The sequence below is a fragment of the Butyrivibrio sp. WCE2006 genome (assembly GCF_000701985.1).
Classification (GTDB): domain Bacteria; phylum Bacillota; class Clostridia; order Lachnospirales; family Lachnospiraceae; genus Butyrivibrio.
Window position 1 is genome coordinate 1 of sequence record NZ_JNKH01000011.1, and the last position, 26,061, is coordinate 26,061.

29 protein-coding genes and 2 riboswitches are annotated in these 26,061 nt (G+C 39.6%); of the genes, 9 read left to right on the forward strand and 20 right to left on the reverse strand.

Annotated features, from left to right (window positions below):
• The coding region (gene tnpA / locus T501_RS09150) for an IS200/IS605 family transposase (RefSeq protein ID WP_044914454.1) at nucleotides 1-336 on the forward strand (336 nt) is incomplete at its 5' end.
• Between the two features lie 208 nt (nucleotides 337-544).
• Here the strand turns inward: tnpA and T501_RS09155 are convergent.
• On the reverse strand, nucleotides 545-2,278 hold the full coding sequence (locus T501_RS09155; RefSeq protein ID WP_044914456.1) for a methyl-accepting chemotaxis protein: 1,734 nt from the start codon (nucleotides 2,276-2,278) through the stop codon (nucleotides 545-547).
• Nucleotides 2,279-2,513: 235 nt separating this feature from the next.
• Nucleotides 2,514-2,589, reverse strand: a riboswitch (cyclic di-GMP riboswitch).
• Between the two features lie 434 nt (nucleotides 2,590-3,023).
• Between T501_RS09155 and T501_RS21270 the strand changes: the two genes are divergently transcribed.
• Together T501_RS21270 and T501_RS09160 are read left to right on the forward strand one after the other, a co-directional pair.
• Nucleotides 3,024-3,179, forward strand: a complete 156-nt coding sequence (locus T501_RS21270; RefSeq protein WP_155831461.1) for a hypothetical protein — start codon at nucleotides 3,024-3,026, stop codon at nucleotides 3,177-3,179.
• 8 nt (nucleotides 3,180-3,187) lie between these two features.
• Nucleotides 3,188-3,562: a hypothetical protein gene (locus T501_RS09160; protein ID WP_026510701.1), complete on the forward strand. Its 375-nt coding sequence runs from the start codon at nucleotides 3,188-3,190 to the stop codon at nucleotides 3,560-3,562.
• Here T501_RS09160 and T501_RS09165 read toward each other — a convergent pair.
• The 5 genes from T501_RS09165 to T501_RS09185 all read right to left on the reverse strand — a co-directional run bounded on the left by T501_RS09165 (nucleotide 3,559) and on the right by T501_RS09185 (nucleotide 7,724).
• Nucleotides 3,559-5,085 (reverse strand): flotillin family protein, encoded by a 1,527-nt coding sequence (locus T501_RS09165; protein WP_196814203.1) that lies wholly within the window; start codon nucleotides 5,083-5,085, stop codon nucleotides 3,559-3,561. The genes T501_RS09160 and T501_RS09165 overlap by 4 nt on opposite strands.
• Nucleotides 5,086-5,495: 410 nt before the next feature.
• Complete coding sequence (locus T501_RS09170; protein WP_044914458.1) at nucleotides 5,496-5,819, reverse strand: putative quinol monooxygenase; 324 nt, start codon at nucleotides 5,817-5,819, stop codon at nucleotides 5,496-5,498.
• A gap of 53 nt (nucleotides 5,820-5,872) precedes the next feature.
• Nucleotides 5,873-6,487 carry an MATE family efflux transporter gene (locus T501_RS09175; protein ID WP_044914459.1) on the reverse strand — a complete coding sequence of 205 codons (615 nt, stop codon included), beginning with the start codon at nucleotides 6,485-6,487 and terminating at the stop codon, nucleotides 5,873-5,875.
• A 117-nt stretch (nucleotides 6,488-6,604) separates the two neighbouring features.
• Nucleotides 6,605-7,129: a DUF3990 domain-containing protein gene (locus T501_RS09180; RefSeq protein WP_044914461.1), complete on the reverse strand. Its 525-nt coding sequence runs from the start codon at nucleotides 7,127-7,129 to the stop codon at nucleotides 6,605-6,607.
• Between the two features lie 19 nt (nucleotides 7,130-7,148).
• The gene (locus tag T501_RS09185; RefSeq protein WP_044914462.1) at nucleotides 7,149-7,724 is read right to left on the reverse strand and encodes an NAD(P)H-dependent oxidoreductase; all 576 of its coding nucleotides are present in this window, start codon (nucleotides 7,722-7,724) and stop codon (nucleotides 7,149-7,151) included.
• 278 nt (nucleotides 7,725-8,002) lie between these two features.
• On the opposite strand from T501_RS09185, the gene ilvD reads away from it, so the two are divergent.
• Nucleotides 8,003-9,745, forward strand: coding sequence for a dihydroxy-acid dehydratase (gene ilvD / locus T501_RS09190; protein WP_044914464.1), 1,743 nt, complete (start codon nucleotides 8,003-8,005; stop codon nucleotides 9,743-9,745).
• 62 nt (nucleotides 9,746-9,807) lie between these two features.
• Here the strand turns inward: ilvD and ribH are convergent, their stop codons facing one another.
• Genes ribH through ribD form a run of 4 tightly spaced genes read right to left on the reverse strand, consistent with a single transcriptional unit; the run spans nucleotide 9,808 to nucleotide 13,222 of the window.
• Nucleotides 9,808-10,272: a 6,7-dimethyl-8-ribityllumazine synthase gene (ribH, locus tag T501_RS09195; protein WP_044914466.1), complete on the reverse strand. Its 465-nt coding sequence runs from the start codon at nucleotides 10,270-10,272 to the stop codon at nucleotides 9,808-9,810.
• A gap of 4 nt (nucleotides 10,273-10,276) precedes the next feature.
• Complete coding sequence (locus tag T501_RS09200; protein WP_044914468.1) at nucleotides 10,277-11,473, reverse strand: bifunctional 3,4-dihydroxy-2-butanone-4-phosphate synthase/GTP cyclohydrolase II; 1,197 nt, start codon at nucleotides 11,471-11,473, stop codon at nucleotides 10,277-10,279.
• 25 nt (nucleotides 11,474-11,498) lie between these two features.
• Nucleotides 11,499-12,134 (reverse strand): riboflavin synthase, encoded by a 636-nt coding sequence (gene ribE / locus T501_RS09205; RefSeq protein ID WP_026510693.1) that lies wholly within the window; start codon nucleotides 12,132-12,134, stop codon nucleotides 11,499-11,501.
• Nucleotides 12,134-13,222: a bifunctional diaminohydroxyphosphoribosylaminopyrimidine deaminase/5-amino-6-(5-phosphoribosylamino)uracil reductase RibD gene (gene ribD, locus T501_RS09210; RefSeq protein ID WP_044914470.1), complete on the reverse strand. Its 1,089-nt coding sequence runs from the start codon at nucleotides 13,220-13,222 to the stop codon at nucleotides 12,134-12,136. Before ribD ends, ribE begins: the two co-directional genes overlap by 1 nt.
• A gap of 351 nt (nucleotides 13,223-13,573) precedes the next feature.
• Nucleotides 13,574-13,688, reverse strand: a riboswitch (FMN riboswitch).
• A gap of 176 nt (nucleotides 13,689-13,864) precedes the next feature.
• On the opposite strand from ribD, the gene T501_RS09220 reads away from it, so the two are divergent.
• From T501_RS09220 to T501_RS09240, 5 genes are all read left to right on the forward strand, one after another.
• Nucleotides 13,865-14,239 (forward strand): GntR family transcriptional regulator, encoded by a 375-nt coding sequence (locus T501_RS09220; protein WP_026510691.1) that lies wholly within the window; start codon nucleotides 13,865-13,867, stop codon nucleotides 14,237-14,239.
• A 78-nt stretch (nucleotides 14,240-14,317) separates the two neighbouring features.
• The gene (locus T501_RS09225) at nucleotides 14,318-15,250 is read left to right on the forward strand and encodes an ATP-binding cassette domain-containing protein (protein WP_044914472.1); all 933 of its coding nucleotides are present in this window, start codon (nucleotides 14,318-14,320) and stop codon (nucleotides 15,248-15,250) included.
• Nucleotides 15,247-15,903, forward strand: a complete 657-nt coding sequence (locus tag T501_RS09230; RefSeq protein WP_044914473.1) for a hypothetical protein — start codon at nucleotides 15,247-15,249, stop codon at nucleotides 15,901-15,903. Before T501_RS09225 ends, T501_RS09230 begins: the two co-directional genes overlap by 4 nt.
• A 27-nt stretch (nucleotides 15,904-15,930) precedes the next feature.
• Nucleotides 15,931-16,602, forward strand: a complete 672-nt coding sequence (locus T501_RS09235) for a hypothetical protein (RefSeq protein ID WP_044914474.1) — start codon at nucleotides 15,931-15,933, stop codon at nucleotides 16,600-16,602.
• A complete protein-coding gene (locus T501_RS09240; RefSeq protein WP_044914475.1) occupies nucleotides 16,599-17,360 on the forward strand; it encodes an acyltransferase domain-containing protein in 762 nt (253 codons plus the stop codon). The genes T501_RS09235 and T501_RS09240 overlap by 4 nt, the downstream gene beginning before the upstream one ends.
• Nucleotides 17,361-17,430: 70 nt before the next feature.
• On the opposite strand, the gene T501_RS09245 is transcribed toward T501_RS09240, so the two are convergent.
• The 10 genes from T501_RS09245 to T501_RS09285 form a co-directional block, all read right to left on the reverse strand.
• Nucleotides 17,431-17,694 (reverse strand): GIY-YIG nuclease family protein, encoded by a 264-nt coding sequence (locus T501_RS09245; protein ID WP_026510688.1) that lies wholly within the window; start codon nucleotides 17,692-17,694, stop codon nucleotides 17,431-17,433.
• A gap of 30 nt (nucleotides 17,695-17,724) precedes the next feature.
• The gene (locus T501_RS09250) at nucleotides 17,725-18,498 is read right to left on the reverse strand and encodes an SDR family oxidoreductase (RefSeq protein WP_044914476.1); all 774 of its coding nucleotides are present in this window, start codon (nucleotides 18,496-18,498) and stop codon (nucleotides 17,725-17,727) included.
• Nucleotides 18,499-18,853: 355 nt separating this feature from the next.
• A complete protein-coding gene (locus T501_RS09255; protein WP_026510686.1) occupies nucleotides 18,854-19,408 on the reverse strand; it encodes a DUF3793 family protein in 555 nt (184 codons plus the stop codon).
• A 169-nt stretch (nucleotides 19,409-19,577) separates the two neighbouring features.
• Nucleotides 19,578-21,899 (reverse strand): ABC transporter permease, encoded by a 2,322-nt coding sequence (locus T501_RS09260; protein WP_044914477.1) that lies wholly within the window; start codon nucleotides 21,897-21,899, stop codon nucleotides 19,578-19,580.
• A gap of 11 nt (nucleotides 21,900-21,910) precedes the next feature.
• Nucleotides 21,911-22,609, reverse strand: a complete 699-nt coding sequence (locus tag T501_RS09265; protein ID WP_044914478.1) for an ABC transporter ATP-binding protein — start codon at nucleotides 22,607-22,609, stop codon at nucleotides 21,911-21,913.
• Between the two features lie 101 nt (nucleotides 22,610-22,710).
• Entirely contained in the window at nucleotides 22,711-22,944 is a 234-nt protein-coding gene (locus T501_RS09270; protein ID WP_026510684.1) for a Fur family transcriptional regulator, read from the reverse strand.
• A gap of 87 nt (nucleotides 22,945-23,031) precedes the next feature.
• Entirely contained in the window at nucleotides 23,032-23,190 is a 159-nt protein-coding gene (locus T501_RS20775) for a FeoB-associated Cys-rich membrane protein (protein WP_081675265.1), read from the reverse strand.
• 67 nt (nucleotides 23,191-23,257) lie between these two features.
• Nucleotides 23,258-23,617: a heavy-metal-associated domain-containing protein gene (locus T501_RS09275; protein ID WP_026510683.1), complete on the reverse strand. Its 360-nt coding sequence runs from the start codon at nucleotides 23,615-23,617 to the stop codon at nucleotides 23,258-23,260.
• A 91-nt stretch (nucleotides 23,618-23,708) separates the two neighbouring features.
• Complete coding sequence (gene feoB, locus T501_RS09280; protein ID WP_026510682.1) at nucleotides 23,709-25,700, reverse strand: ferrous iron transporter B; 1,992 nt, start codon at nucleotides 25,698-25,700, stop codon at nucleotides 23,709-23,711.
• Between the two features lie 103 nt (nucleotides 25,701-25,803).
• Nucleotides 25,804-26,016, reverse strand: a complete 213-nt coding sequence (locus T501_RS09285; RefSeq protein WP_026510681.1) for a FeoA family protein — start codon at nucleotides 26,014-26,016, stop codon at nucleotides 25,804-25,806.
• Between the last annotated feature and the right edge of the window lie 45 nt (nucleotides 26,017-26,061).

Genomic DNA, 26,061 nt, shown 5'->3' on the forward strand with positions numbered 1-26,061 from the left:
GCTTATCTGTGTGGAAGGATGAACTGCGATATGCTTTCTGCTGAGACAGATGAGGATCATATACACATGCTTATCTCCATGCCTCCGGATGTTGCTCCGGTAAAACTGATAAACACCTTAAAGTCCCAGCTCTCTAAAGAAGTCAGAATCAAATATCGTGAACATATAGAAAAATATCTGTGGGGAGATGCTCTTTTCTGGAGCAGGAGTTATTTTTGCGCCACAACCGGATCCGTTTCACTTGAGACAGTGAAAAAATATATAGAAAGCCAGCGCACGGATGACCACAAAAGAAAATATGAAAAGACAGGACGATATAGTAAAGCAAAGCACTGAGTGTCAGCGATTCATCCCCCACCGACTATGTAGGAAGGAGTTTTCTCGCTGATACATCATAAATATTGGACTATTTTTTATAGTTTTTTGTACAGTTAAATCTATGATATAGATATAAAAAGAATGCATTCAAAAAGGTATGACCGAAGCCATACCTTTCCATAATTAAATCCTTATGATTACTATGAATATTTATCAGCTATAACGATTATGCTGACATCTTATCAAGTGAGAAGAAATCCATCTTCTCATTAAGTGTTTCAGCCATATCACGAAGATCATTAGCCGCATTGCTTATAAGCGCAAATGTAGAATTAAGCTCTTCCATTGAAGCATTTGTTTCCTCAGTAGATGCTGCATTCTGCTGAGAAATAGCTGAAAGCTCTGAAATAATATCAGTAAAGCTTGCCTTAAGCTGGTTAAGGAGATGAATCTTTTCAGAAATCATTCTGGTTGAGTTATCAACGTTATTTACATTGGATACAACAACATCCATATCATCCTTTGTAGATGTAAGCTGTGCGTTCTGCTCCTGCATGCTTTCGCCAAGTCTCTGCATAGTCTCAACACTCTTTTTTGATTCTGCTACAAGAGTCTCAACTATCTGACTAATTGAAACAGCAGCCTTCTTTGACTCTGAAGAAAGAATACCGATTTCTGAAGCAACAACTGAGAATCCCTTACCATAATCTCCTGCTCTTGCAGCTTCTATTGTTGCATTAAGAGAAAGAAGATGTGTCTGCTCTGCTATCTGTGTGATTACATTTGACGCCTCGGCAATGTCCATAACTGAATCATTTGTAAGACGAATCTGATCATTGATATCCTTCATGGATGTCATAACATCCTCATTTTTATTCATAAGATCGCTAAGTGTATCAACTGTGCGATTTGCACCTGTTAACATCTCATCTGCTGCAGCTGAGAGACTCTCGATTCTATCTGTAATCTCATCGATACTGTCGCCCATCTCATTTGTATTGTTTACAGAGCTTTCCATGCTCTCAGCCTGTGAAGCTGCTCCGCGGCTGATATCTTCAACAGCGCATGTAACCTGCTCTGCAACACGTGAAGCTGACTCTGCTGAACTTGCAAGAGTCTCACCTGACTTAGTTACATCTTCAGAAAGCTTCTTTGTAGCGCTGATAACATCCTGAAGCTTGTCACGAACCTGCGCTGAACTTGCAGCAATAACACCAAGCTCGTCCTTACGGTTAAATGTACGATCTTCAATATAGAATGAAAGCTCACCATCTTCCAGCTTCTTAAGACCATCTGTGATGTCTTTGATGGAATTTGAAGTTTTTGTGATAAGAATACGTGCAACTATAAGATTAAATACAAAGAATATCAAAAATGTTGCTATTATTGCTAAACCTGCAGCTCTCATGTTACCGTCAACAATTGTTGTATCACGGCCGGCAAAAATCATACCAATAACTGAGCCATCAGCGTTTTTAAGAGGAAGATAATATGCATACCAGTTCTGATTTGCGATTTCAAAATTAGCAGCAAGATACTCATCACCTTTTCTTAATACTTCATCTACTACAACGTCTGATGCCTTAGTGCCTTCCATACGCACCCCTGTTTCAGCATCTTTAAGTGAAGTAATATAACGTGTATCACCAAAGAATACAGTATAGTGCATACCTGTCTTTCTATTAAGTTCATCAAGCTGTCCCTGATACAAATCATGTACAGGTGTCTCACCCTTTAAGAGCTGACCATCTTCTCCCAATGTCCAGTCTCCTGAAATCTGATTGGATAATTCATCTTCCAAAAGGATAGCTGCAGCATGCAAGCCTTCCTGGAAGGAAGTGAAATAAGCCTTCTTAATATGATTAAAGCCAATAAGGCCTATGAAAAATGACATAAGCAGTGCAAGGATAGAGGCTATGAGAATAATACGACGGACCATGTTTCTACTTTTTGTGTTCATAAAATACCTTTCCGATTGTCATTTGCAATCTTGAATAAAAAACGGTGCATTTGCCTTATAGAAACAGTAACGGCATTTCTATAACGCAAGTAGTTATAGCCACATATAATCATGTGACCAGATTTTTGCAGGCAGGATAACTCTCCCGCGATACATTTTTGCTTCAAAAAGAATAATCTCTTAAAAAGCAAAAAAAGCATGGAATCATGTCCCATGCTTCAAATCTTAATATTTAAGATGCAACTGGCTGACATTTTAAAGTCCCTATAGCTTTGCGCCACAGGCTTTCACCTGCTTTGCCCTGAATATTACAAATTGGAATTATAATTGAGAGTATTTGCTTGCGCAACAAAAAATTATATAAGATTTAATTTTTCTACCATATGTCACATTCGGTACCCTAAAACTACTATCTATTTGTTAAAAATGTATAAAACTTATATAAAATTTTTACTATGTTAACTTTAGACAACAAAAATAATCCGGCCCATGCTTCCCTGTCTTTCTGTAATTGCCTTATCTGTGACGTTATCATATACTAACAATATTAGCGTCAATTACTATTCTTACAGAATCAGGGCAGTATTTATAAAAAAATTCTAAATTCACATATTTGCATAGTAATAATAATTTTTAGAGCTATTTATAAATTTTTAAGCCTTCCGATGCAGAATCTACACAATTTGTGACTATGCTTTATACAACACAAGAAGTGTGTGCATTTTTACATTTTGAGGTATTTATCATGAAACCGTATGATAATAAAGATAAAATCATAGATACTATAGAATATAACGGAAAGTACAGAAATGTGAGCGACATCAGAAACAGAATACTCGCTGCCGTTGGTACGATTGTTCTTGTCGCAGTTTTCATTACTCTTCCTATACTTGTACTGTGAGTCTTAATATGAAAAAAACAAATGAAATAAGCTACAACATAACTGAAGATCAGATCCGGTATATCCAGGAGCATACTTTCAATATGCTCTACCAAGACACCATGTACTGGTTGTTTACAGAAAGAATGGCTATGTATTTACCGTTCCTGCAGAAAAAGAAGGAATCACTTATTTCTCTGCAGGAACTACTTACATATTGCAAAAATCACTATATTGAAGTTTATCCTATGCCCTTTAAAAAGGGAAAACTCCGTACAGCTATTGCTTCTTATATTGAGTCCTATAAGATGTACCGCGATGGATTACTCATAAAAAGCAATAAGGTTGCACGTCTTATAGTAGAATACTCCAAATTCTGCCTCGCAAATTTCCCGGCTGTTTAATTGTTATCTTTATCAATGGTAACATTCACTCCGTCCCCGCTAAGGTTAATGTTCTTGTTAACCTTGGCATCATACGTGCCGGCTCTCATGATTTCTGTGAAATCAACACCTGTTGCCTCTGACATGGTATCAAATACCTGCTTCATAACAATCGGCATGTTTCCTGAAATCTGACTTGCACCATTTGAGCCATCCCCTGTTCCATAGATGTTAATCTTATCAATCTGTGAAAGAGGCTTAGCAATCTCAGCAGCCATCTGAGGCATGATTTTGATCATCATCTCAGCCATAGCAGCTCCGTTGTACTTCTTGTATGCTTCCGCTTTTTTCTCCATAGCTTCTGCTTCCGCGATACCTTTTGCTCTGATTGCTTCAGCTTCTGCCTTACCTTTTGCAGCGATACCTGCAGCCTCAGCATCATATTTTGCCTTGATACCTGCAGCTTCCTGCTCTGCAGCGTACTTCTGAGCTTCAGCCTGTGCCTTCTTTGCATCAGCCTCACGCTCCTGCTCGTACTTGGCAGCCTCAGCCTTTTTCTGTCTCTGAACCAGCTCTGCTTCAGCCTTTTTCTCAGCCTGATATTTCTCAGCATCAGCCTTCTTCTCAATTTCAGCGGCAAGTTCCTGCTGTTTTACAATAACTTCCTTCTGTTTAAGTTCTGCTTCACGTTCAGCCTTTGCAATCTGAGCATTAACAGTTGCTGTCTGAATTGACTTCTGCTGTTCCTGAGTCTGAATCTCATAAGCTGCATCAGCTACAGCGCTTGCTGTATCAGCTTCTCTCTTAAGTTCTGCCTGCTTGATGGCAAGTGCATTGTTTTTTTCAGCAATCTCTGTCTGTGCAAGAACTCTTGCATCATTAGCTGCCTTGTCAGCCTCAGCTTTTGCTATAGCCACGTCCCTGTCAGCCTGAGCTTTCGCAATTGCTGCATCCTTCTTGATCTTAGCTGTGTTATCCATACCAAGATCACTGATAAGACCATTTTCATCTGTTACATTCTGGATGTTACAGGAAAGAATCTCGATACCAAGCTTATTCATGTCTCTTGAAGCCTTCTCCATAACCTGATCTGAGAAGCTGTCTCTATCGGTATTGATAGTCTTAAGAGCCAAAGTACCGATAATCTCACGCATATTACCCTGCAGTGAATCCTGAAGATCCATAGTAATCTGCTCAGGAGACTTGTTTAAGAAGTTCTTAGCAGCGAGTTGAATTGCTTCAGGAGTTGTTCCGATCCTTACCTTTGCTACTGCATCAACATTTACATTGATGAAGTCATTGGTAGGAACAGACTGCTCTGTTTTAATGTCTACTGTCATTTGTCCAAGATAGAGTTTATCAACTCTTTCGAGGAATGGAACTTTAACTCCTGCTCTACCAATAAGAATACGTGGAACTCTTCTGATACCGGATATGATAAATGCCTTATCCGGCGGAGCTTTCACATAGCCTGCTGCTATGATAAGAATTGCCAAAATAATAATGGCTGCAATGATGATTGTGACTGTTGTGTTTGTCAACATGGATTTCACCTTCCCTCTTAATAATAATATTGTCTTGTTACAGTTATTATTTTAACAATCTGTACTGAAACAATATATCACAGGTTTGGCGAATTTATGCATTTTATTTTCATCTTTTGGTGACTAATTGCATTATTAAAGGCTGCCACACGAATTACGCATGACAGCCTGAATATTTAAGGGAGGAGCTGTCTGGTTCTAAACCAGACAGCGTTATGAAAAAGATTATTGTTTCTAATTTCATCAAAGGTCTTCGTCCTTCGATATAGTTATCTTATCAGCACTTCCTTAACTCAAATTTAATAGGATGTTAACAGTTTGTGTACTTATTTTGAACAGGGTATGTCACAAACAGCTTAGCCCTAACCACTTTAATTACAGGGTACAACAGAAATGAGATATTGATTTAATCATGCTCTTATAAATCCTTCGTCTGATTCAGGCATAATGTCTGATGTATATCTTTCAACTCTCATGTGAAGATCATATTTTTCACGCAATTCAATTATAGTTTTCATCATCGGTGATTCATGATGAATATCAATCGCCTCCTGGCTGTCCCACGCATCGATCAGTAGCACTGTTTCCGGATCATTCATAGGGAAAAAGTATTCATATCTGACATTTCCCTTTTCAGAACGTATTTTTTGCGCAGTACCACTTTTCTCCATATCCTCTGCAAACTTGCGTGCACTTCCATTAGTTCCTGTGTAATAAATATTTACCGTGATCATATTCTCTCCTTTTACAAAAAAATGCGCTTAAGTGAACGGAAACATGTTTACCTTTAAGAATTCATCTCCTGCTCCAAACCCGGAAGATTGATAGTTGCGTCATTTAAGCTCTTTTTCCATGTCAAAACAGCTACAGGAAGTCCTAATAATTCCGCTATCACAAATGCTATCCACACAAAACTGATATTACCGAATTGACTGATTGTATATGCAAAAATCAAAGGTAATATTGCTTGTCTTATCATTGTAATGAACATGCTTCTGGTTCCGTAGGAAAGTCCCTGAAGACCTGCCGCGAACACAGTTCCGGGTATATACAAAAGATATGCTATCGCAAGAATTCTGATAGCTACTATTCCTATTCCCATCATGTGCTCAGAATTCTTAACCTTATCAGGTCTCTTTTCACCAAGTGCCTTGGATATTACTGCATTTAGTCCTACTGCATTTCCAAGTCCAAGCGATGAAACAATTAGCTGGACAGGGCCTGCAAGAGATAATGCTGTTAACGCATCTTCAGATATTCTTGAAACGAATACTGAATCCACAAGATTATACAGTGAATTTATCAAAAGACTCAGCATGAGTGGGATTCCGGTTGAGATAACAAGTTTGCTGACCTTTTCAGTACCCATGAAATTTTCTTTTACCTGTGCCCTCTTTGCCATTTTAACTCCCTCATATATGTACCGTTTGTGTCGTACTACTTATAGTGCCATTCCTTTTTAGATTTGACTTTTCATTACTCTGACTAAAGAGGGAATTGTTTTTAGAAACATTGAGCTTTACATTTTTTTCATCGCTTCAGAAAAATCAATCTGATACTGCTCGCGTTCTTTTCTGATAGTTTCTAAAAGTTCTTCATCCTGACCTGCATCAAAGGCTCTTTGCCAGACTAGCTGATCCAAAGCCTTCTGGGTCTTTATCACTACCTGAGTATATTCAGGACCGATCATCAGAAGAGAAAGAGCTTCGTCGCTGCTTAAAAAGCCGCTTCCAATAATCCCCAGAGTATCAAATAATGTGTCATTGGCGATGGGACCTATCACTATATCAGCAGGCAGAGTATCCTCAAGACGCCTGTTTTTCATGATTTTTTCAAACCAATCAGCATTCCTTGACAGACGGATTATCTCAAGACCATTTTCATCAAGTTCGTATTCGTTTATAAGTGAATCCTTTACAGCCCATCTTCTGGAAAACTCCAGGTCAGAAGATAAGTAGAAACCTTGCCCAAAGTCCGCATTTTTCCTGCCTCTTGTGATACTGGGATCTTTAATAATCACATCGCTTGTATGATAGAGTTTCATACAGTTCTCCTTTGAACAATTAATCTATTTTCATATTTTCCACAGCATCCTCTGCGGAGCGCATAATAGCATCCACGTCAGCGCCATAGATATCCAGGCCGACAGCCTTTATGAGACGTACATCCTCAATGCCATAATAGCTCTGTGCCAGCGCCTTAACATATTCGAAACCGTAGGCTTTGGGGACAAAATTCCCACCTGCTGTAGTCACATAGAATATTCTGGATGCTTTACACAGACCGATAGGAATGCCCTCTTCCGAATACCTGAATGTGATTCCTACGACATTAACCAGCTCCAGATACTGCTTTAACATGGCAGGGAAAGATAAATCCCAAAATGGAGCAGCTATAACAATGCACTCTGCCTCTGCGAAACGACGGGCAAGATCAAACATAGAATTATTAAAGTCACCCTCTGAAATAAGCTTATCGCGCTTACCAAGATAGTCCTCATTAACAGTAGGAAAAGTAAGACCTTCAAGTCTAACCTCATCATAAGGCTGCTCCAGCTTTTTAAGAAGCTTTTGAGCGAGGATAGCGGTTCTTGATTCTTTTCTTACACAAGCATTAATGTACAATATCGGATTTGCCATATTTTACCTCTAAGCTTGAATCAGTCAACGATCATAGCACAGTTCCATATGAAAAATTGAACCAGAATAGATTATAATGTTTCAATATTATTTTAATGACTATTTATAAGATGAGTGTTGATGTTTTCTTAATTAATTATTAACAATTATTTACCACGCATATTATGTATGGCTGAAAGTCATACTATTTTTATTACTTGATGGAAGCTTTCTTGGATTTTTAATGTAGGAATGTCATAATGTTAGATATAAATGTGAATTGCTTGGAGAGATAATATATGGAACTTAAAAGTCAGGAAATGAGGAAAAAAGCACCGGAAATGGACCCTTTACGCCTGGGAACAGGCTGGTCAAAGGAGGATTTGTCCAAGCCACAGATTTTTATCGAAAGCACTTTTGGTGACAGTCATCCGGGAAGCGGTCATCTTGATAAATTAGTCGAGATGGTGAGAAAAGGCGTAAAGGATGCAGGTGGATTCGGCGCCCGTTATTTCTGCACAGATATGTGCGATGGTGAAAGCCAGGGGACAGATGGCATCAATTATAGTCTTGCCAGCAGGGAGATGATCGCCGGTATGATCGAGATTCAGGCCATGGCAACTCCTTTTGATGCAGGAGTGTTCATTGCAAGCTGTGACAAGGGCGTACCCGGGAATCTTATGGGGATGATGCGAGTTGATATGCCTTCTGTTTTTATCTCCGGAGGAACGATGAATGCAGGCCCTGATATGCTGACTCTTGAACAGCTTGGTATGTATAGCGCAAAGTTTGAAAGAGGAGAAATAGGGAAAGAAGAGTTTGATTTTGCCAAACGTAATGCCTGTCCAAGCTGCGGAGCTTGTTCTTTTGTGGGAACAGCCTCAACTATGCAGATTATGGCAGAGGCTCTGGGATTGTCACTTCCCGGAAGTGCTCTGATGCCAGCCATGTCTGCAGATTTACTGGATTATGCATATGAATCCGGAAAAAGAGCTGCCCTGATAGCTGGAATGGATAACATGAGACCATCAAAAATTGTTACGATGGAAAGCTTTGAAAACGCTATCCTGGTTCATGCTGCAATATCAGGATCCACAAATTGTCTGCTTCATTTACCTGCCATTGCACATGAGCTTGGTATAGAGATAACAGGAGAAACCTTTGACCGATTACACAGAAATGCCCATTACCTTCTGAATGTAAGACCTGCAGGTAAATGGCCTGCAGAGGTTTTCTATTACGCGGGCGGTGTTCCTGCAATAATGGAAGAACTAAGGCCACTTTTACACCTTGATGCCATGACTGTTACAGGTAAGACTCTCGGTGAAAATCTCGATATGTTAAAAAATAACAACTTTTATGAAAAGTGTGCAAAGCTTCTTGCTGCTTTCGGAGAAAGATATGGTGTGAAGATTTCAAAGGAGGATGTAATAAGGCCCTATGACAATGCGATAGGAACGGATGGAAGCATTGCAATCCTTAAAGGGAATCTTGCGCCTGAAGGGGCTGTTATAAAGCATACAGCCTGCCCTAAAGAGATGTTTAAGGCTATATTGACTGCAAGACCTTTCGACTCAGAAGAGGAATGCCTTGATGCAGTGCTTCACCACAGGGTTAATAAGTCAGATGCGGTATTTATCCGATATGAAGGCCCTAAGGGTAGTGGAATGCCTGAAATGTTCTACACATCCGAGGCAATTAGCTCTGATAAAGAGCTTGGTAAAACTATCGCACTTATTACGGATGGAAGATTCTCCGGTGCATCCACCGGTCCGGTGATCGGTCATTGCTCACCGGAGGCTGCAGATGGTGGTCCCATTGCACTTGTGGAAGAAGGAGACCTCATAGAACTGGACGTATTTGAGAGAAAGCTCAATATCATCGGTGTAAAAGGTGAACGCAAAACCGAGAAGGAAATTGAAGACATTCTTATTGAGAGAAAGAAAAACTGGAAACCCAAAGATATGAAATATAAAAAGGGTGTTTTGAAGCTCTTTAGTGAACATGCCGTAAGCCCAATGAAAGGGGCATATATGGAATGAATCACTAAAGCCGACTGCATTGGAAGATGGTGTTTATCTCACACCATCTCCTCCACTTTTTTTCAGTTCATTTCTCTTATGAGATTCACCATCTCTATGGCTCCCTGAGCACATTCAAAGCCCTTATTTCCAGCCTTTGTGCCTGCTCTCTCCACTGCCTGTTCAATGGTATCCGTGGTAAGAACTCCAAACATTACAGGAACTTCCGAATTCAGACTCACCTGCGCAATGCCCTTTGATACCTCAGAGCAAACGAAGTCATAGTGGGAGGTCGCTCCGCGGATTACTGCTCCAAGGCAGATTACAGCATCATATTTCTTGCTGTCAGCCATCTTTTTAGCAATAAGCGGAATCTCAAAAGCCCCGGGAACCCATGCCACCTCAATATCCTCTTCCTTTACATTTTCACGCTTAAGGCCATCAATTGCACCTCCAAGGAGCTTGGATGTGATAAACTCGTTGAACCTTGCCACAACAATGCCGACCTTAACGCCTTCTGATACCAGTTTTCCTTCATAGATTTTCATACAATTACACCTCCAGTAAGTGACCCATGCGGATCTTCTTTGTTTTTAGATAAAAAATGTCATAGCTGTTGGCTTTTATCTCAATCGGAACTCTTTTTGTAATCTCAATTCCATAATCCTCCAGCTGATAAACCTTGTCAGGATTATTCGTAAGCAGCTCCAGAGAATGAATTCCCATATCTCTCAAAATCTGAGCGCCTGTATAATATTCTCTAAGGTCTCCGGGGAAACCAAGGGCTATATTGGCATCAAGGGTATCCATTCCGCCATCCTGAAGCTTATAGGCTTTGAGCTTATTAACAAGGCCGATTCCTCTGCCCTCCTGTCTCATATACAAAAGCACTCCTCTGCCATTTTGGGCAATTGCCTTCATAGCAGCATCAAACTGCTGTCCGCAGTCACATCTAAGGGAGCCAAATACATCTCCTGTAAGGCACTCTGAGTGCACTCTGCAGAGGACATCTTTGCCGTCACTTATATCTCCGAGTACCAGTGCTACGTGATGCTCGCCGTTTAGCTTGTTGATATAGCAGTGCGCCGTGAATTCTCCATATTTTGTTGGCATTTTTGCAATCGCAACACACTCAACAAGTTTGTCGTATACCTTTCTATATTCCACCAGCTGAGGAATAGTAATAAAAGTGATTCCCATGCGCTCAGCAAGCTTTCTAAGGTCATCTCCTCTCATCATTGTGCCGTCATCTGCCATGATTTCACAGCAAAGACCACATTCCTTAAGTCCTGCAAGTTTCATGAGATCTACTGTCGCCTCAGTATGGCCGGGGCGCTCTATAACTCCGCCCTTTTTAGCAACAAGAGGAAACATGTGTCCGGGTCTTCTGAAATGCATAGGATTTACATCATCCTGCACGCAGCTTCTGGCTGTAAGTCCCCTCTCCGCAGCTGATATTCCGGTGGTTGTTCCTACATAATCAATTGAAGTCATGAAGGCTGTCTCATGATTATCAGTGTTATGACTTACCATAGGCGAAAGTGCGAGCTTTACTGATATTTCCTCACTCATTGGCATGCATATAAGCCCCTTTCCCACAGTTGCCATTAGATTAACGTTTTCTGTAGTCGCATATTCTGCTGCACAGATGAAATCTCCCTCATTTTCTCTGCCTTCGTCATCCATCACCAGGATAACATTTCCATTTTGTAAATCTTTTATCGCTTTTTCGATTAGTTCTTTTTCCATATATTCCCTTCCTTAAAGCAAGTAATCAATATCCGTTTGCCATCAGAAATTCTTTGGTCAGACCGCTTTTTTGCGCACCTTCAACAAATTTCTTTACATATTTACCGACTACATCATTTTCAAGATTAACAGTGTCTCCATTTTTTCTATGCCCTAACACCGTTTCCTTTAAGGTATGAGGTATTATTGACACTTTGAAGCTGTTACTTGTCACATCTGCAACGGTAAGGCTTATTCCATCAATAGCAACAGAGCCTTTTTCAACTATTCCGTCAAGAATCTTTTTGTCTGTACTTATTTCAAACCAGACAGCATTTCCATCCTGCCTTATACTCTTTATTTTTCCTGTTCCATCTATATGTCCGCTGACGATATGGCCTCCGAACCTTCCATTTGCAGGCATCGCCCTCTCAAGGTTGACAAAGCTCCCACTAACCAGCGCTCCAAGCCCTGATCTGGAGAAGGTTTCATTCATAACATCCGCTACAAAATAGCCGTTGCCATGATCAACTACCGTCAGACAAACTCCATTGACAGCAATACTGTCTCCCAAATGAATGTCATCAAGTATTTTGTTGCAACCGATAAAAATCTGCTGTTCCTTACTTCCTCTGGTTATTCTCTGAACTTTTCCAAGCTCTTCCACAATACCTGTAAACACTAGTAAATCACCTCGTTTTCTATAACAAGATCATTTCCGCACCAGCTGCTATTAACAGGATTCAGCTTTATGGCATTTCCTATGTCGCTAATGCCTACACCTTCAACAGGAGATTTGCTTCTTCCTCCAAATATCTTTGGCGCCATGTGGATGTGAACCTCATCGACTATCCTGCTCTCAAGTGCGCTGAAGTTCACGGTTCCACCGCCTTCAAGTAAGACACTGTCGATGCCGATTTTTCCAATTTCCTTCATAAGGTAATTCAGATCTATTCCATTCTTTCCCTGAGGAACCCTTAAAACTCTGCATCCACGCTTCTCATACTCTGCGATTTTGACATCATCCTCTGATGAAGTCGCAATGATTGTCTCCCCCTCATTTGCAGTTTTTACAACAACAGAATCAAACGGTGTTCTGAGATTTGAATCACAGATGATCCTTACAGGATCTTTTGAAGGCTCGTCAAGTCTGCAGTTAAGGCTTGGATCATCAGCTATAACCGTAGATACACCAACCATTATTCCTGAGAGATTTTTCCTTAGCCTGTGTACATTTTCTCTTGCTTCATCCCCGGTTATCCATTTGGACTCTCCTGAGGTAGTGGCAATCTTGCCATCCGCAGTCATGGCATACTTCATAACCACGTACGGAAGCTTTGTAGTCATATATTTGTTGAAAACGCGGTTAAGTCTTCTGCATTCTTTTTCAAGAACTCCCACTTCTACTCTGATTCCGTTATCAGCAAGGATTTTAGCGCCTTTCCCTGCTACAAGTGGGTTCACATCAAGCGTTCCTATAACTACTCTGGATATCCCGCTTTCAATAATTGCCTCTGTACAAGGCGGTGTTTTTCCATAGTGACAGCAGGGCTCCAAAGTAACGTATATTGTGGCGCCTTTTGGCGATTCCTTGCAGTTTTTAAGGGCATTTCTCTCAGCGTGTAGACCGCCGTACTGTTCATGGTAGCCTTCACCTATGATTTTCCCGTTTTTCACAATTACAGCTCCTACCATTGGATTAGGATTAACAAATCCTGCGCCCTTTTTTGCAAGTGTAAGAGCTCGTTCCATGAAGCTTTTGTCTTCCATTTCTCCTCCTTTTCCTTACTTCATGCTCCACCAGCAAATGGACTTGCATGACTCGCACTAAGTTGCAAATAGCTCAGTGCAGAACAAAGAGTCGTTCGCAATTCTTTGCGCGCTGGTGCGCGCAAGCTTTAGCTTGCAAAATTCATCTGCGCACCAGTCGCATCCATAGCGGAGCGCTTTTTATTCAATAGGAAATCCGAAGGAATTTCTATTGAATAAAATAAGCCCCGGAAATAACTCCGGGGCAAACATGTTATATAAAACAAAAAACTCTGAGATATACAATCTCAGAGCAAATGTTCCTGGATTCCCGTTTTTATTCAGAAAAATTGGAATCAATACAAATATAACACTAATCTTCTTCCATCCAGACTATACTGTCGGCTTCGGAATCACACCGAATCTTGCCTTACGGCTCGTGGGCTATACCACCGGTAGGGACTTGCACCCTGCCCTGAAGATGCTATTCAATTGTGTACATGATACATCACAGCACCGCGTCAGTCAACTAAATTTTTTATTCACGCCATGACACGAGCCAGAGGGGATTTGACAAAAAAGATGTTGACACGGGTGTGTTATAGTTGTATATATAACACATGAACAGTTATATGTAACAATGTTTTGCTATCAGGAGGAAAAATGAAAATATTGCAATCGTCGGGAGTCCCGATTTATCAACAGATTGCTGATAGCTTCAGGACCGACATACTTGAAGGTAAGCTGCAACAGGGAGAGTATCTGCCTTCCATACGCGGACTTGCCAAGGACCTTAAGATTAGTGTTATCACTACTCTTAAGGCATACGAGCAGTTGGAACAGGAGGGGCTTGTTACAGCGGTTCAGGGCAAGGGATATTATGTTAATGCCCAGGACACACAAATGCTCATGGAGCAGCACCGGCGCAAGGTTGAGGATGCTTTATTAAGCGCAATCTACTCAGCCAAGCTCGCAGGTATGACTCAGGAAGAGCTTGTTGACACATTACAGACGCTATTGAGACTGGATGTTATGTGAAATCAATCATGCAAACATTATACTGACCTAAGGAATCAACGCAAACGATACTCCTTAGGACATTTGGAGGGATGAATTATGGAATGCAACTATGTTTTAGAGGGACAAAACATCATTAAGAAGTATAAGAATTTCACTTTGGATATTGAGAATCTGCAGATTCCCAAGGGCTTTGCCACAGCGCTCATAGGCGAGAACGGAGCCGGCAAAACTACCCTTCTTGATATCCTTGCCGGAATAAAGCTTGATTACAAAGGTAATTTAAAGTTTTTCGGACAGTACAATGATAAAGACAGAGAGAAGGATTCTGCTGTAAAAAGCAGAATCGGTTATACAGGAACAAATAATTATTTCTTCCCGCATTGGACTTTAAATCAGGTAGAAGATCTCCAGGAACTGCTGTTTGACAATTTTCACATTGACAGATACAGACAATTATGCAGAGAACTTGCACTCTACACCGGTGCTTCTTTTGAAAAGAACAGGAAGGTCAGCAGCCTCTCTGATGGTAACAGAGTTAAGCTGATGCTTGCCGGAGTCCTTGCAAGAGACACCGATCTTCTTCTTTTGGATGAGCCTGCATCTCCTCTTGATCCTCTTATGAGAGACAAGCTCTGCAACATGCTCAGAGACTATCTTAACGAGAACGAGGGTGAAAAGAGTGTACTGTTCTCCACCCATAACATCACTGATATGGAGAGCATCACCGACTACGTAATAATAGTTGAACAGGGAAAAATCGTAGAGCAGGGATTTGTTGAGGATCTTAAAGAAAAATATATCGTTGTAAAGGGTGAGAAAAAAGACGAAAGCTACGCTTCCAGGATCATCCAGAACATTTCCTCAAGCTCCTTTGGATTTGAAGGAATCTGCCTGTCAGATGATCTCGATAAGCTTTCAGGCATAGATATCGCTGTTGAGAGGCCGACGCTTTCTCAGATTTCAGTACATGTCATGAAAAAATACTCTATCCTTGGGAAAAACGATGTTGATAAGAGGGCCGCATCATGATCCAGACAATAAAAACTTACAATCTATTTCATAGCATATGGGATAAGCTTATTTTTGGATTTGCTGTTCCTGTGGTGATTATACTGTTTCACGCTCTGGTCTCTTTAGAATTAGCGGAGATGACAATTACCTTTACGGTTGTACATACAATGTATTCAGAGGTCATGAGGGATTATTTTATCTTTAACGGTATTTATTCCAGGGACTCACATCATTTAATCCTAAGAAGCTCCTACAATGGAAAAAAGCTCTTTTTAAGAGGTATCATGAGTGAGCATATGCGAAGCCTTATCCACTTATTCGCAGTTGTTATGATATGCACCGTTATAACATCAATTCTAAATAAGCCTGATTTGTATTACATTCCGGTGAACGTGATCATAACACTTACTGCATATGCTCTTTATACTATATCAATAAATATAGTTCGATATTTTGATAATTTTACACTATATCCATTTATTGCAACTCCTTTCATCATCTTAGCTATACTATGCGCCATCGCTTTGACATTCACCGGTATAAAGCTGGGAACTCCTCTGCTGATACTCTTTATTGTATTAGCAGTTGTTCTAAGCATACTGGTTACAGCGTTAAGCTATCTTCATGCTAAGCGCTGCTATGAGAATAGCTTTTATGATAAAGGCAACTGACTTTTTGGTAAGATGAGGTTAAAGAATATGAATACATTTATTAAATGCTTAAAGCTTATAAAATACGGAACTCAGGTAAAAACACAGCTTATATTCATGGCTATTTTTGCAGCGATAGGAATCTTTTTTGAGTTCTTTTCAGACTCGAATACTATGCTGGGAGGATTTTACATTTTCCTGCTCCCTGTAATATTGGGCCAGCTTTTAACAACACTATCAATTTCAGGTCTGGTTCAGTCTTCACCGCTTAAGAAAAAGCTTCAGACCGTCTTCCCTTATATGGTTTCAACTCCCTTTATGGCTCTATCATTGCTTATAATAATTGCGCATCGTGCATTTATGCTGCATACAGGAGTTGAAGGGATGACAGACGCTGAAAATTATACAATGCAGTCAGCATATGTAATGCAATTAGGAATTATGATATTCTTAGCCCTTATATATTTTGCATTTGCTTACAAATTCTTTCTTGTAGCCATGATAATATTTGTTTTATTCACTGTTCCCTCCATAAGTATTTTGTCGAATCCTTTTTTTGGAGCCTATTATTTTATCGGTCAGAATTTTACGGTATCTGTTATTGTAGCTATTTCATTATTTATCATAGGAAATATCCTTTCCTTTATTTTCACAGGCCTATGCTACAAGTACGATATATCTAAATACATGGCAAGAAGAATGTTAGGAAAAATGGCATGATACTGAATACTTTTAGTGAAAACAATCTTGAAAAGCTTTTATATGAAATTCATATGCCGGACGAAGTGACAAGTGATATCCTGAATTATGCAAAAACAGGCTCCTTCTCTCTTCCGGGAATAGACGAGCTGACACAGCATATTCTCAAATCCCTCGAAAGCAGAGAAAACGGTGAATGGCACAATTTACCTGAAGATATATTCATTGCCACCATGGGCTGCTTTTCCAGATTTGTAAATGAATATAAAGTCTCCTGCAACAGCTATGGCTTTGACAGAGCCTTTTGGACCACCAGGCAGGCAAGTGCAAAGCTATTCCGCATAGGAGAGCTTGAATATGAGTTTGCTGCTGATGATGCACATAATATCCATCTCCATATACCTTCCGATGCAAATTTAGATCCGAAGTATCTAAATGACTCTGTCCGTAAGATGAGAACTTTTTTGGGAAAATATTATCCGAAAAGAAAAGATGATCCTGTATGTGTAGATACCTGGCTCTTATCACCGGCTTTAAAGGAGCTTTTACCTGATGGCTCACGCATTCTCTCATTCCAGGCCGCCTTTGATATTACAAAATATGAGCCTGAGGCTATGGATTGCATTGAATGGGTTTTCAAGATTCCAAGTAGCGGAATAGGTAATGTATCAATATCTGATCTTCCGGAAAACACAACCCTTCAGCGAAATATGAAAGAATATCTGCTCCGTGGAAAAAAAGTAGGAATTGCCTATGGTATTCTTGTTCGGGATTTCTAGAAAAATTATTTAAAAACGCTGCCACATATGACCTATATGTGACAGCGTTTTAATATTTTAGCTTATTCAATTACGAAATATCGATATTCTCTTTTCCTTTGGACACCAATTCCAGTTTCTTCTTTCTGGGAAGCTGCTTTATGTGCCATTCCCGGCTCATAGCTTCTTCTTTTGTGTCAAAGGTTTCAAAATACACAAGCTTAACAGGAAGCCTTGGTTTTGTATATTTTGCGCCTTTTCCGGCATTATGGTCATCGATGCGCTTTTCCAGGTTGTTCGTCCACCCGCAATATAAAGTTCCATCAGCACATTCAACAATATACATGTAATTCATAGATTATAAGACCATTGAACCTGGCTCAGATCAGATAGCTGTCCATCCTCCATCAATATACAAAATCTGTCCCGTTGTGTAGGAAGAAGCATCAGAAGCAAAATAAAGAACTGCTCCATTAAGCTCTCCTTCTTTACCTGCTCTTCCCATAGGGCAATATGCCTGTGCCACCTGGTCAAATCCACCGGTACTAAGAATATCGTTTGTCATCTCACTTCCGAAATAAGCAGGTCCAATGGCATTGACTGTGATACCTTTTCTTGCCCATTCAACTGCAAGTGACTTTGTGAGCATCTTTACGCCGCCCTTTGCTGCCGTATAAGCAGGCACCGGCCATGTTCCCGGAGGCATAACAACCTCAGAATGAAGTGAACCCACATTCACAATCTTACCATAACCGTTTTTAAGCATTACTTTTCCGACTTCTCGTGCCACATAGAATACAGCATCAAGATTTGTGCCGATTACATTGCGCCATGTGTCATCAGTAAGCTCTTCTGAAGGAGTAGCATCACCTACTCCGGCATTGTTGATCAAAATATCAATCTTGCCAAAATGCTCTTCCACTGCATTTACCATTTCACGGATCTCATCAGTGTTCAGAACATCACATTTGTGAGCAAAGCACTTAACCCCGAGTGCTTCAATTTCCTTTTTTACAGCTTCAAGCCTTTCCACTCTTCTTGCGCATATAGCGATATCTGCGCCCTGTTCTGCAAGAGCTTTTGCAAACTGTACCCCTAATCCGGAGGAAGCGCCTGTAACCAGTGCTACTTTCCCACTAAGATCAAAATAGTTTTTCATTATACCTCCTTTTAATTGTAACCCCATTAGTTTTTATATTAATAATTCTAATAAGCAGCCATCATGCAGTCAACAATATAATTGGAGGTAATTAAATATTTACCTTCCGCAGGGACAAACAATATATCTTTTTGTGCGTATTCCGATAAGTCCAAGTAACATTCTGATTATTCTCATAATTCTGTCCTCCTACTCTTAGTGAAAGTGCGCTACATATGCGCCTTTACAGTAAAAATGTCATTTCCTTACTTCCAAGAATAGTTTATCAGTCAAATTATCACAGAATTGTCACTCATTATCCCTACTGCAATTTATTAATTGTAAACGACAGATATAGCTGCGTTTACTATAGCAATCAGCCTGTCTTAACTACCAGCTGTTCAAGAGACGCTCCCTGCTTATGGGCATGACTATATATCTCCGTGCACTTCTTATATTTATCAAAAGTCTTTAGTGCAGCGTCTTTATCCCCGTAAACCTTCCAGAATCCTGTGTACTTTACCCCTTCCTCAGGACTTTTCATGAATCCCAGCACATCCTCCACAGGATAGCCCAGGAAAAGTCCTATCTCATGAGGAAAAGACGGATCACTTGAAAGATGCCTTGCAAGCTGAGCCACGCACAGATCCGCGTTTTTGTAAGAATACCCCTTTTCCTTAAGAATCTTGCAGACCTCTTCATTTGCAAAATCCCGTTTCAAAAAGGAAGGTCTGTATAGATAAATAAGCACATGCCCCTTTGAGTATTTGACAGGTATCATTCTCAGACCTTTACCGCAAAGCCTTGAATTAAACTCCCTGACTTCACAGTTAAACCTGTCCCTGTCATCAATTTCTACAGAAAAAAGATTTCCTGTCTTAAGTCCCGCCAAGGTAGGCGAGCACAGCCTGATAAGCAGCTGGTCCCCCATTTTAACCTTCCTCCTTTAGTAAAACTCTACATTTATTCCACCCTGATACGGATACCGTAAACTTCTGCAAAAATGCATTCTCAGTATCCAATCGCTCTTTGTTAGTTATCGCTAACATCAGTTTTAAAATTCAGCTTCCTGTAACAAACAGGAAGCTTTTAATAGTCTATTACTCAACATTTTTAAGCGCTTCATTCATAGGAATTTTACTAATTCTCCTATATTCAATCACTGCCACAACTGCATATGTAATTACTCCCATAAAAAACATCTTTACATACACAGAAGGATCAAGCCAAATGATCAGCCACCCACTCATCATCTGCTTCAACATCGCCTTAAATATTCCCACCATAATAACAGACAGAATCGGATAAGAGATAAGCAGCGATAACACTATAACAATTGCAGTAGGTATTATATATAGCGCAGCTATTTCCTTTTTGGAATATCCAAGAATCTTGATCATGGATATTGACTGCACATTTCTTTCTATAATTAGTTTGGACAAGAGATAAATCAGCACTATAAACATGATCACTGAAAAACCATCAACCATGTACATCAGATTCCCCATAGATATCATTAGCTGCCTTGATACTCTGGTAAGAGCCTCTTCATCCACCGTGGTTCCTATATATTTACTCTCTATGTCAGTAATTTCCGTTTCTGAGAAATACCCGGAAAAGAAATCTTCATCCATTCCCAATACATCATTCAGGTGCTTTCTACTCATAAATACAGCTATACCGCCATCATAGTCATAGATTCCTGTCACCTTAAATCCGTAGTATTTATCCTCATAAGGTTCCTTTAAAGTTATGACCGAACCTTTTTTATAGCCATACTTATCAGCATAGGCTGAAGAGATCAGTACTGTCTTTTCATCAAAATCAGCGTTAATAAATTTGCTATTATCTGAAATCCCATATAAAGTGACATCCTCTATCCGTGTTCCATTGTCACCTATGGTCTTAAGACTGTTTGCGGAGAATTTTTCCGCAGTCTTATTATTTGTATTAATTTTGCCCTGCAGCGTTATATATGAAAAAGCTGCGGCCAACTCATTATCTGAATCTATTGCTCCTGCAGGTATCTGCAGTAAATATGTATGCTCCGCAAGCATATTCTTAGTGACAATCCCTTGATAATGAACAAGAAGTGGCGGCAACATCATTCCAAAAAACAGAATCACATTTGCAAAAAACAGTCCTGTAAAAAGAATAATATAGCTGCTCTTATTCTGTATAAGTACCCTGATTCTAAATCTGTCAAAAAAACCGATATATCTGCTCAAAGGTGCAACAGACCGCTGATTTTTTACGGCCAGGTCATGCCTTAGCAGTTTTAATGGATTCAGCGACAGCTTTCTTCTTAGTATGGTATAGGTTATGACAATCATTATAAATAGTGGTATGATAGTGGTTTTTACGAAGGCTCCCGCACTCCATACTGTTACATACGTAGGCAGTGAATAACTACCATAATACATTCCGGCACAAATATCTTTAAAGAAAGTATATCCAAGGATATTTCCTATTATTGCAGCTATTACCGTCACAATAAGTGGCATTGTCATATAATGCTTTATCAGCTCATTTATTGTATATCCCGAAGCACGAAGGGTTCCTATCACTGAGGCTTCCTTGTGAATTGTATTGTTGATCGTTACCCCAAAAACAAACGCCACTATGATGATAATGATATATAAAAGAACTTCCATCATAACTTTGTCTTTTCCCAGATCATCACCGGCAAAATCAATAGATTGGTTCAAATACCTTGGAATAAAGTTCTCTAAAGTGACTCTTTTGGATATCAGCTCCATCAGTTCATCAGAAACTTCTTTTTCTGCCACTTCATCTGTAGGTTCATCATCATATAACCAGGAATAATTGTAATAAATATCGTTCTCACCGTACTCATTAAATTGTCCCCTTGAAACTACTGCAACTCCGAATGCAGAGGAATCAAACATCATATCATTATTGCTGTAAAACAAAGCTGTATAATCAGAAAGAGCCACAAGTCCGACAATAGTATAGGATTCCGTACCACTCTTAAGCTTATCCCCTACTCTTAGACCATTATTGTCCGCATACATTCTGTCTATGGCTATTTCCAAATGTTCTTTCGGAAGACGCCCTTTCATCACGCACGCCCTGTCTACTTCATCCCTGTCTGCATAAATTCTGATTTTTGTATTATTATCAAATTCCTTTTCTACATAGAAATTCTCATATACACTGACTTTCTTTTTAGTGATATGAATTATATCTGATTCAGAAAGCTTTTCCTCTGTCATAAAATGTCCATTTTCCACGGAATATTTGTCAAAGCTCTCATTGTATGCTTTTATCATGCTCTCGTCTGCAACAATAAATCCCGACACAAAACCGATTGAAAGAACAAGTAATATAAAAATAACAATATATTTACCTATATCTCCTGTCAGTTCCCTATAGAGCCTTTTATTTAGCGGATTTTTCATACCATGTTCCTTTACCAGTCAAGCTCAGCTGCAGTCATTTTTTCTTCATTTCTATAGCTCTTCCTGATAACTCCATCCCTAAGCTTAACCACATAATCAGCCATATTTTTGATTGCATCATTATGCGTAACCATAATGATAGTATTGCCATATTTCTGATTCACTTCTTCTATTAAAGCAAGTATTTCCTTTGATGTATTGTAATCCAGCGCTCCTGTCGGTTCATCGCACAATAGAATATCCGGATTCTTTACGATAGCTCTTCCAATAGCACATCTTTGCTGCTGTCCACCAGATAACTGGCTTGGTATCTTATTTTGATGATCTTTTAATCCCAGTACTTCAATTAATTCATCTATATCCAATGGTCTCTTGGAGAGATATGCTCCAACTTCAATATTTTCCCGAACGGTTAGATTGGGTATAAGATTATACATTTGAAAAATGAACCCAAGATGCTCTCTTCTGTATAAAGTAAGAGCTTTTTCATCCATATCAGACATACTCTTATCTTTAATAATTATCTTTCCGGAATCAGCATTGTCAATTCCACCGATTATATTAAGAAGAGTTGACTTTCCTGATCCGGAAGGACCAAGAAGCACTACAAATTCCCCTTTTTCAATACTAAGGCTAATATCCTTAAGAACACTAACCCTACTTTCTCCCTCGCCATAGGATTTCTTAATGTTCTGCAATTCAAGTTGCATATTAATTCCCCTTTAGATGATCAATATCCCGGATTCCTCACAACGGGAAGTCCTCTCAGAGATTATAATCGAATTTCCAATGAAATCCAAGATTCTATCACTCACTGGAGCTTGATCATATCTATTCTTTCAACAACCCCTATGTCTTCTAAAGCCTTTATCATGCGATAAACTGTTGCTGTTCCGATAGTTTTATCCATATTACGAACAATACAGCAGATATCCTTGCATGAAGCCCCATCATTCTCGGCAATCACATTTGCAACAATTCGTCTTTGCTTTGTGATGCGCATGCCTTTAGCCCTAAGTGCAGTTATTATCTGTTCATTACTCATGCTATGTCCCCACCAATTCACTAGTCTGATATTACCTTCACTGTTATGTTAGCGAGCGCTAACCTTATATTTAAAAGTAAAGCCCTCTCAACAGGGCTTCTCTTTATTTGCTTTTCCATATTTATGACAATTGCCTGCCATAGGACATCCAATACAATGAGTGCCCTTCTTTTTTTCCTTATAAATATATCTGATTGCCAATCCTACAATCACTACAATCACTGCGCCTGCAACTATATTGACCATATTACTTCCATCCTGATTAAAACTTATGATAATGCTAATAGAATAACCTCTGATATATAGGATAAATTTAATTCACCGATATAACCTTGTAATCTAAAGCCTCTATCGCATTTATCAAAACAGCATCGTCCACTTCACGGTCATATTGAACTACTGCTTCTTTTTTTCTGAGATTCAGTTTTGCTGAAACTCCGTCAATTCTATTAATCGCACGTTTAACTCTATCTGTGCAATTTTCACAATGCATTCCATCAATCTTAAACACTTTACTCTTGATCACGGGACCATCAAGCTTTTTATCAGACTCCCTTACTGTAGAGCCTCCCCCACAGCATCCACCTTCTCCCTTAAAGTGTTTAATTGTGCCCCTTAGAGCTATAGCCAGTATTATCACCAACCCTATGATGATAAGTATATTAGATACCATATTTTTTCCTTTTTGATAGTCGTCAATATAAACAAGTCATATGAAAGTAAAGCCCGTATAAAACGGGCTTACTTTCGCTATTAACATTTTATCAATCAAGCTTGTACTCAAGTACCATTGCTTTCTGATTTCTTCTGATCAGATATACTATTATACCTGCAAATACTGCAATTGCAATAATTCCGTAGATAAATCCTGCACCTAAGCTGCCTGTTGTAACGAGTGTACCGATCTGGTATACAAGGAATCCAACTGTAAATCCTGTTGCAAGCTGAAGTCCGATTGCACCCCATAACCACTTTGCTGACTTCATTTCTGAATTCATGGCACCAAGAGCTGCAAAGCACGGAGGTGTATATAAGTTGAACATAAGATATGCAAGTGCTGCAACCTTTGTGATTCCCATAACTGCTGCAACTGCATTTCCTTCACCGATAAGCTCAAGTTCTTCTGTATCAATTAGGTTTGAAATTGCAAATACTGTAGCGATTGTTCCAACAACGTTCTCTTTTGCGATAAATCCTGTGATGGCTGCTGCTGCAAGCTGCCAGCTGGCAATTCCTACAACAGGAACAAGGAGATAAGCAAAAGGTCCTGCAACGGTTGCAAGGATAGATGTACTCTCCAAGCCTTCTTCCACAGGCTGGAATCCCAAAGTAAAGCTCTGCATTATCTGAACTACTGTGTTACAAACAAGAATAATTGTTCCTGCCTTTACAATATAAGCTTTTCCTCTTTCGAGCATTGATTTTACTGCAAACATAAGACTGGGAGCCTTATATTCAGGAAGCTCAATAATAAAGAAACTCTTTCTGTACTTCATACCTGTGATAGCCTTGATGAGAAGTGCTCCAAACAGGATAAGTAAAATACCACCCATGTAGCAGATAAAGCTTACCCATTTTGACTCAGGGAAAAATGCACCTGCAAAAAGTGCTATAACCGGAAGCTTTGCTCCGCAGGGCATAAATGTTGCAAGCATTGCTGTAGAGCGTCTTTCTCTCTCATTTCTGATGGTACGGCATGCCATGATAGCAGGTATTCCGCAACCTGTACCAATAATCATAGGGATTACTGATTTTCCTGAAAGTCCAACTCTCTTGAATATAGGATCAAGAACTACTGTTGCTCTTGACATATATCCGCAATCCTCTAAAAGTGCGATGAGGAAGTACATTACCATAACAAGTGGAAGGAAACCTACAACAGCACCTACACCACCGATGATACCATCAACAAGCAGTGCATAGAGAAGCGGATTGGCATCTGCCATCTTATCCCCTACAAAGCCCTGGAAGGTTTCAATCCATCCTGCAAGCAGATCAGCAAGCCATGTTCCAACTGTTGTCTGTGAAATATAGAATACAAGCCACATAATAGCAGCAAACACAAATATTCCAATAACAGGATGTGTTACTATATCATCTATTTTATCGCCAAAATTTCTGTCCTTTGTAAGAACCTTACGATTTTCAACTTCACTTACAATCTTATTAACGAATTCGAAGCGCTTTCTGTCAGCTGCTTCAACCGCATTCTTATCTGTTACATCTACGTTGCCCTGAACATAAGGCTCGCTCTGTCCTTTTCCATAAAGGTCAGCTGCAGCCTTAACAACATCCTTAAGACCTTTTTCTGATGTTGCTACGGTCTTTATAACAGGACATCCAAGTTTTTCTGATAAGAGCTTTTCGTCAATGGCATTTCCCTTTTTATCATTGGCATCATTCTTATTAAGAGCAACAACTACCGGAATCCCCAATTCCAACAACTGTGTTGTAAAGAACAAGCTTCTGCTGAGGTTTGTGGAATCAACTATGTTGATTATGGCATCGGGATGCTCATTTTTAACGTATCCGCTTGTGATGCTCTCCTCAGAAGTAAATGGTGACATTGAATAAGCGCCGGGAAGATCTACAGCGATCAGTTCCTTGTCTCCATCGTAATAGTTTTTCTTGATTACGCTCTCTTTTTTGTCAACTGTAACACCCGCCCAGTTACCAATTTTCTCGCTTCTACCAGTCAGGGCGTTGTACATAGTGGTTTTACCACTATTGGGATTACCCGCCATTGCGATTCTCATAATTTTTTCCTCCTACTTTCTTCTCTACATTTATATATATTCAAAGTCTGTGAATATGGGATTTAATCTTTTGGATTTTCTCAGTTCAGACTATGGAATACCGTTAGATCTTGATAGCTGAAGCTAACTCAGGATCAATATTATATCTTGCATCCTTAATAGCGACTACAAGATTGCGCTTCTTATCAATAACAGTAATATACTCACCACTATAACAGCCAAGAGAAAAGAGAAAGTTCTCCATCTCATCGTCCCCATCTGTGTCAATAGCTTCAATTTTATATTCTTTGCAGAGTTCTGCATCATTAAGTGTCATATAATTCCTCCTATAAAAGCTGTTAGTCTTATATAATTCCCATTA

Excerpts from the sequence above, each read along its gene's own strand:
- T501_RS09155 (WP_044914456.1), bottom strand. The coding sequence starts at position 2,278 with ATGAACACAAAAAGTAGAAACATGGTCCGTCGTATTATTCTCATAGCC.
- T501_RS21270 (WP_155831461.1), top strand. The coding sequence starts at position 3,024 with ATGAAACCGTATGATAATAAAGATAAAATCATAGATACTATAGAATAT.
- T501_RS09160 (WP_026510701.1), top strand. The coding sequence starts at position 3,188 with ATGAAAAAAACAAATGAAATAAGCTACAACATAACTGAAGATCAGATC.
- T501_RS09165 (WP_196814203.1), bottom strand. The coding sequence starts at position 5,085 with ATGTTGACAAACACAACAGTCACAATCATCATTGCAGCCATTATTATT.
- T501_RS09170 (WP_044914458.1), bottom strand. The coding sequence starts at position 5,819 with ATGATCACGGTAAATATTTATTACACAGGAACTAATGGAAGTGCACGC.
- T501_RS09175 (WP_044914459.1), bottom strand. The coding sequence starts at position 6,487 with ATGGCAAAGAGGGCACAGGTAAAAGAAAATTTCATGGGTACTGAAAAG.
- T501_RS09180 (WP_044914461.1), bottom strand. The coding sequence starts at position 7,129 with ATGAAACTCTATCATACAAGCGATGTGATTATTAAAGATCCCAGTATC.
- T501_RS09185 (WP_044914462.1), bottom strand. The coding sequence starts at position 7,724 with ATGGCAAATCCGATATTGTACATTAATGCTTGTGTAAGAAAAGAATCA.
- ilvD (WP_044914464.1), top strand. The coding sequence starts at position 8,003 with ATGGAACTTAAAAGTCAGGAAATGAGGAAAAAAGCACCGGAAATGGAC.
- ribH (WP_044914466.1), bottom strand. The coding sequence starts at position 10,272 with ATGAAAATCTATGAAGGAAAACTGGTATCAGAAGGCGTTAAGGTCGGC.
- T501_RS09200 (WP_044914468.1), bottom strand. The coding sequence starts at position 11,473 with ATGGAAAAAGAACTAATCGAAAAAGCGATAAAAGATTTACAAAATGGA.
- ribD (WP_044914470.1), bottom strand. The coding sequence starts at position 13,222 with ATGGAAGACAAAAGCTTCATGGAACGAGCTCTTACACTTGCAAAAAAG.
- T501_RS09220 (WP_026510691.1), top strand. The coding sequence starts at position 13,865 with ATGAAAATATTGCAATCGTCGGGAGTCCCGATTTATCAACAGATTGCT.
- T501_RS09225 (WP_044914472.1), top strand. The coding sequence starts at position 14,318 with ATGGAATGCAACTATGTTTTAGAGGGACAAAACATCATTAAGAAGTAT.
- T501_RS09230 (WP_044914473.1), top strand. The coding sequence starts at position 15,247 with ATGATCCAGACAATAAAAACTTACAATCTATTTCATAGCATATGGGAT.
- T501_RS09235 (WP_044914474.1), top strand. The coding sequence starts at position 15,931 with ATGAATACATTTATTAAATGCTTAAAGCTTATAAAATACGGAACTCAG.
- T501_RS09240 (WP_044914475.1), top strand. The coding sequence starts at position 16,599 with ATGATACTGAATACTTTTAGTGAAAACAATCTTGAAAAGCTTTTATAT.
- T501_RS09245 (WP_026510688.1), bottom strand. The coding sequence starts at position 17,694 with ATGAATTACATGTATATTGTTGAATGTGCTGATGGAACTTTATATTGC.
- T501_RS09250 (WP_044914476.1), bottom strand. The coding sequence starts at position 18,498 with ATGAAAAACTATTTTGATCTTAGTGGGAAAGTAGCACTGGTTACAGGC.
- T501_RS09255 (WP_026510686.1), bottom strand. The coding sequence starts at position 19,408 with ATGGGGGACCAGCTGCTTATCAGGCTGTGCTCGCCTACCTTGGCGGGA.
- T501_RS09260 (WP_044914477.1), bottom strand. The coding sequence starts at position 21,899 with ATGAAAAATCCGCTAAATAAAAGGCTCTATAGGGAACTGACAGGAGAT.
- T501_RS09265 (WP_044914478.1), bottom strand. The coding sequence starts at position 22,609 with ATGCAACTTGAATTGCAGAACATTAAGAAATCCTATGGCGAGGGAGAA.
- T501_RS09270 (WP_026510684.1), bottom strand. The coding sequence starts at position 22,944 with ATGAGTAATGAACAGATAATAACTGCACTTAGGGCTAAAGGCATGCGC.
- T501_RS20775 (WP_081675265.1), bottom strand. The coding sequence starts at position 23,190 with ATGGTCAATATAGTTGCAGGCGCAGTGATTGTAGTGATTGTAGGATTG.
- T501_RS09275 (WP_026510683.1), bottom strand. The coding sequence starts at position 23,617 with ATGGTATCTAATATACTTATCATCATAGGGTTGGTGATAATACTGGCT.
- feoB (WP_026510682.1), bottom strand. The coding sequence starts at position 25,700 with ATGAGAATCGCAATGGCGGGTAATCCCAATAGTGGTAAAACCACTATG.
- T501_RS09285 (WP_026510681.1), bottom strand. The coding sequence starts at position 26,016 with ATGACACTTAATGATGCAGAACTCTGCAAAGAATATAAAATTGAAGCT.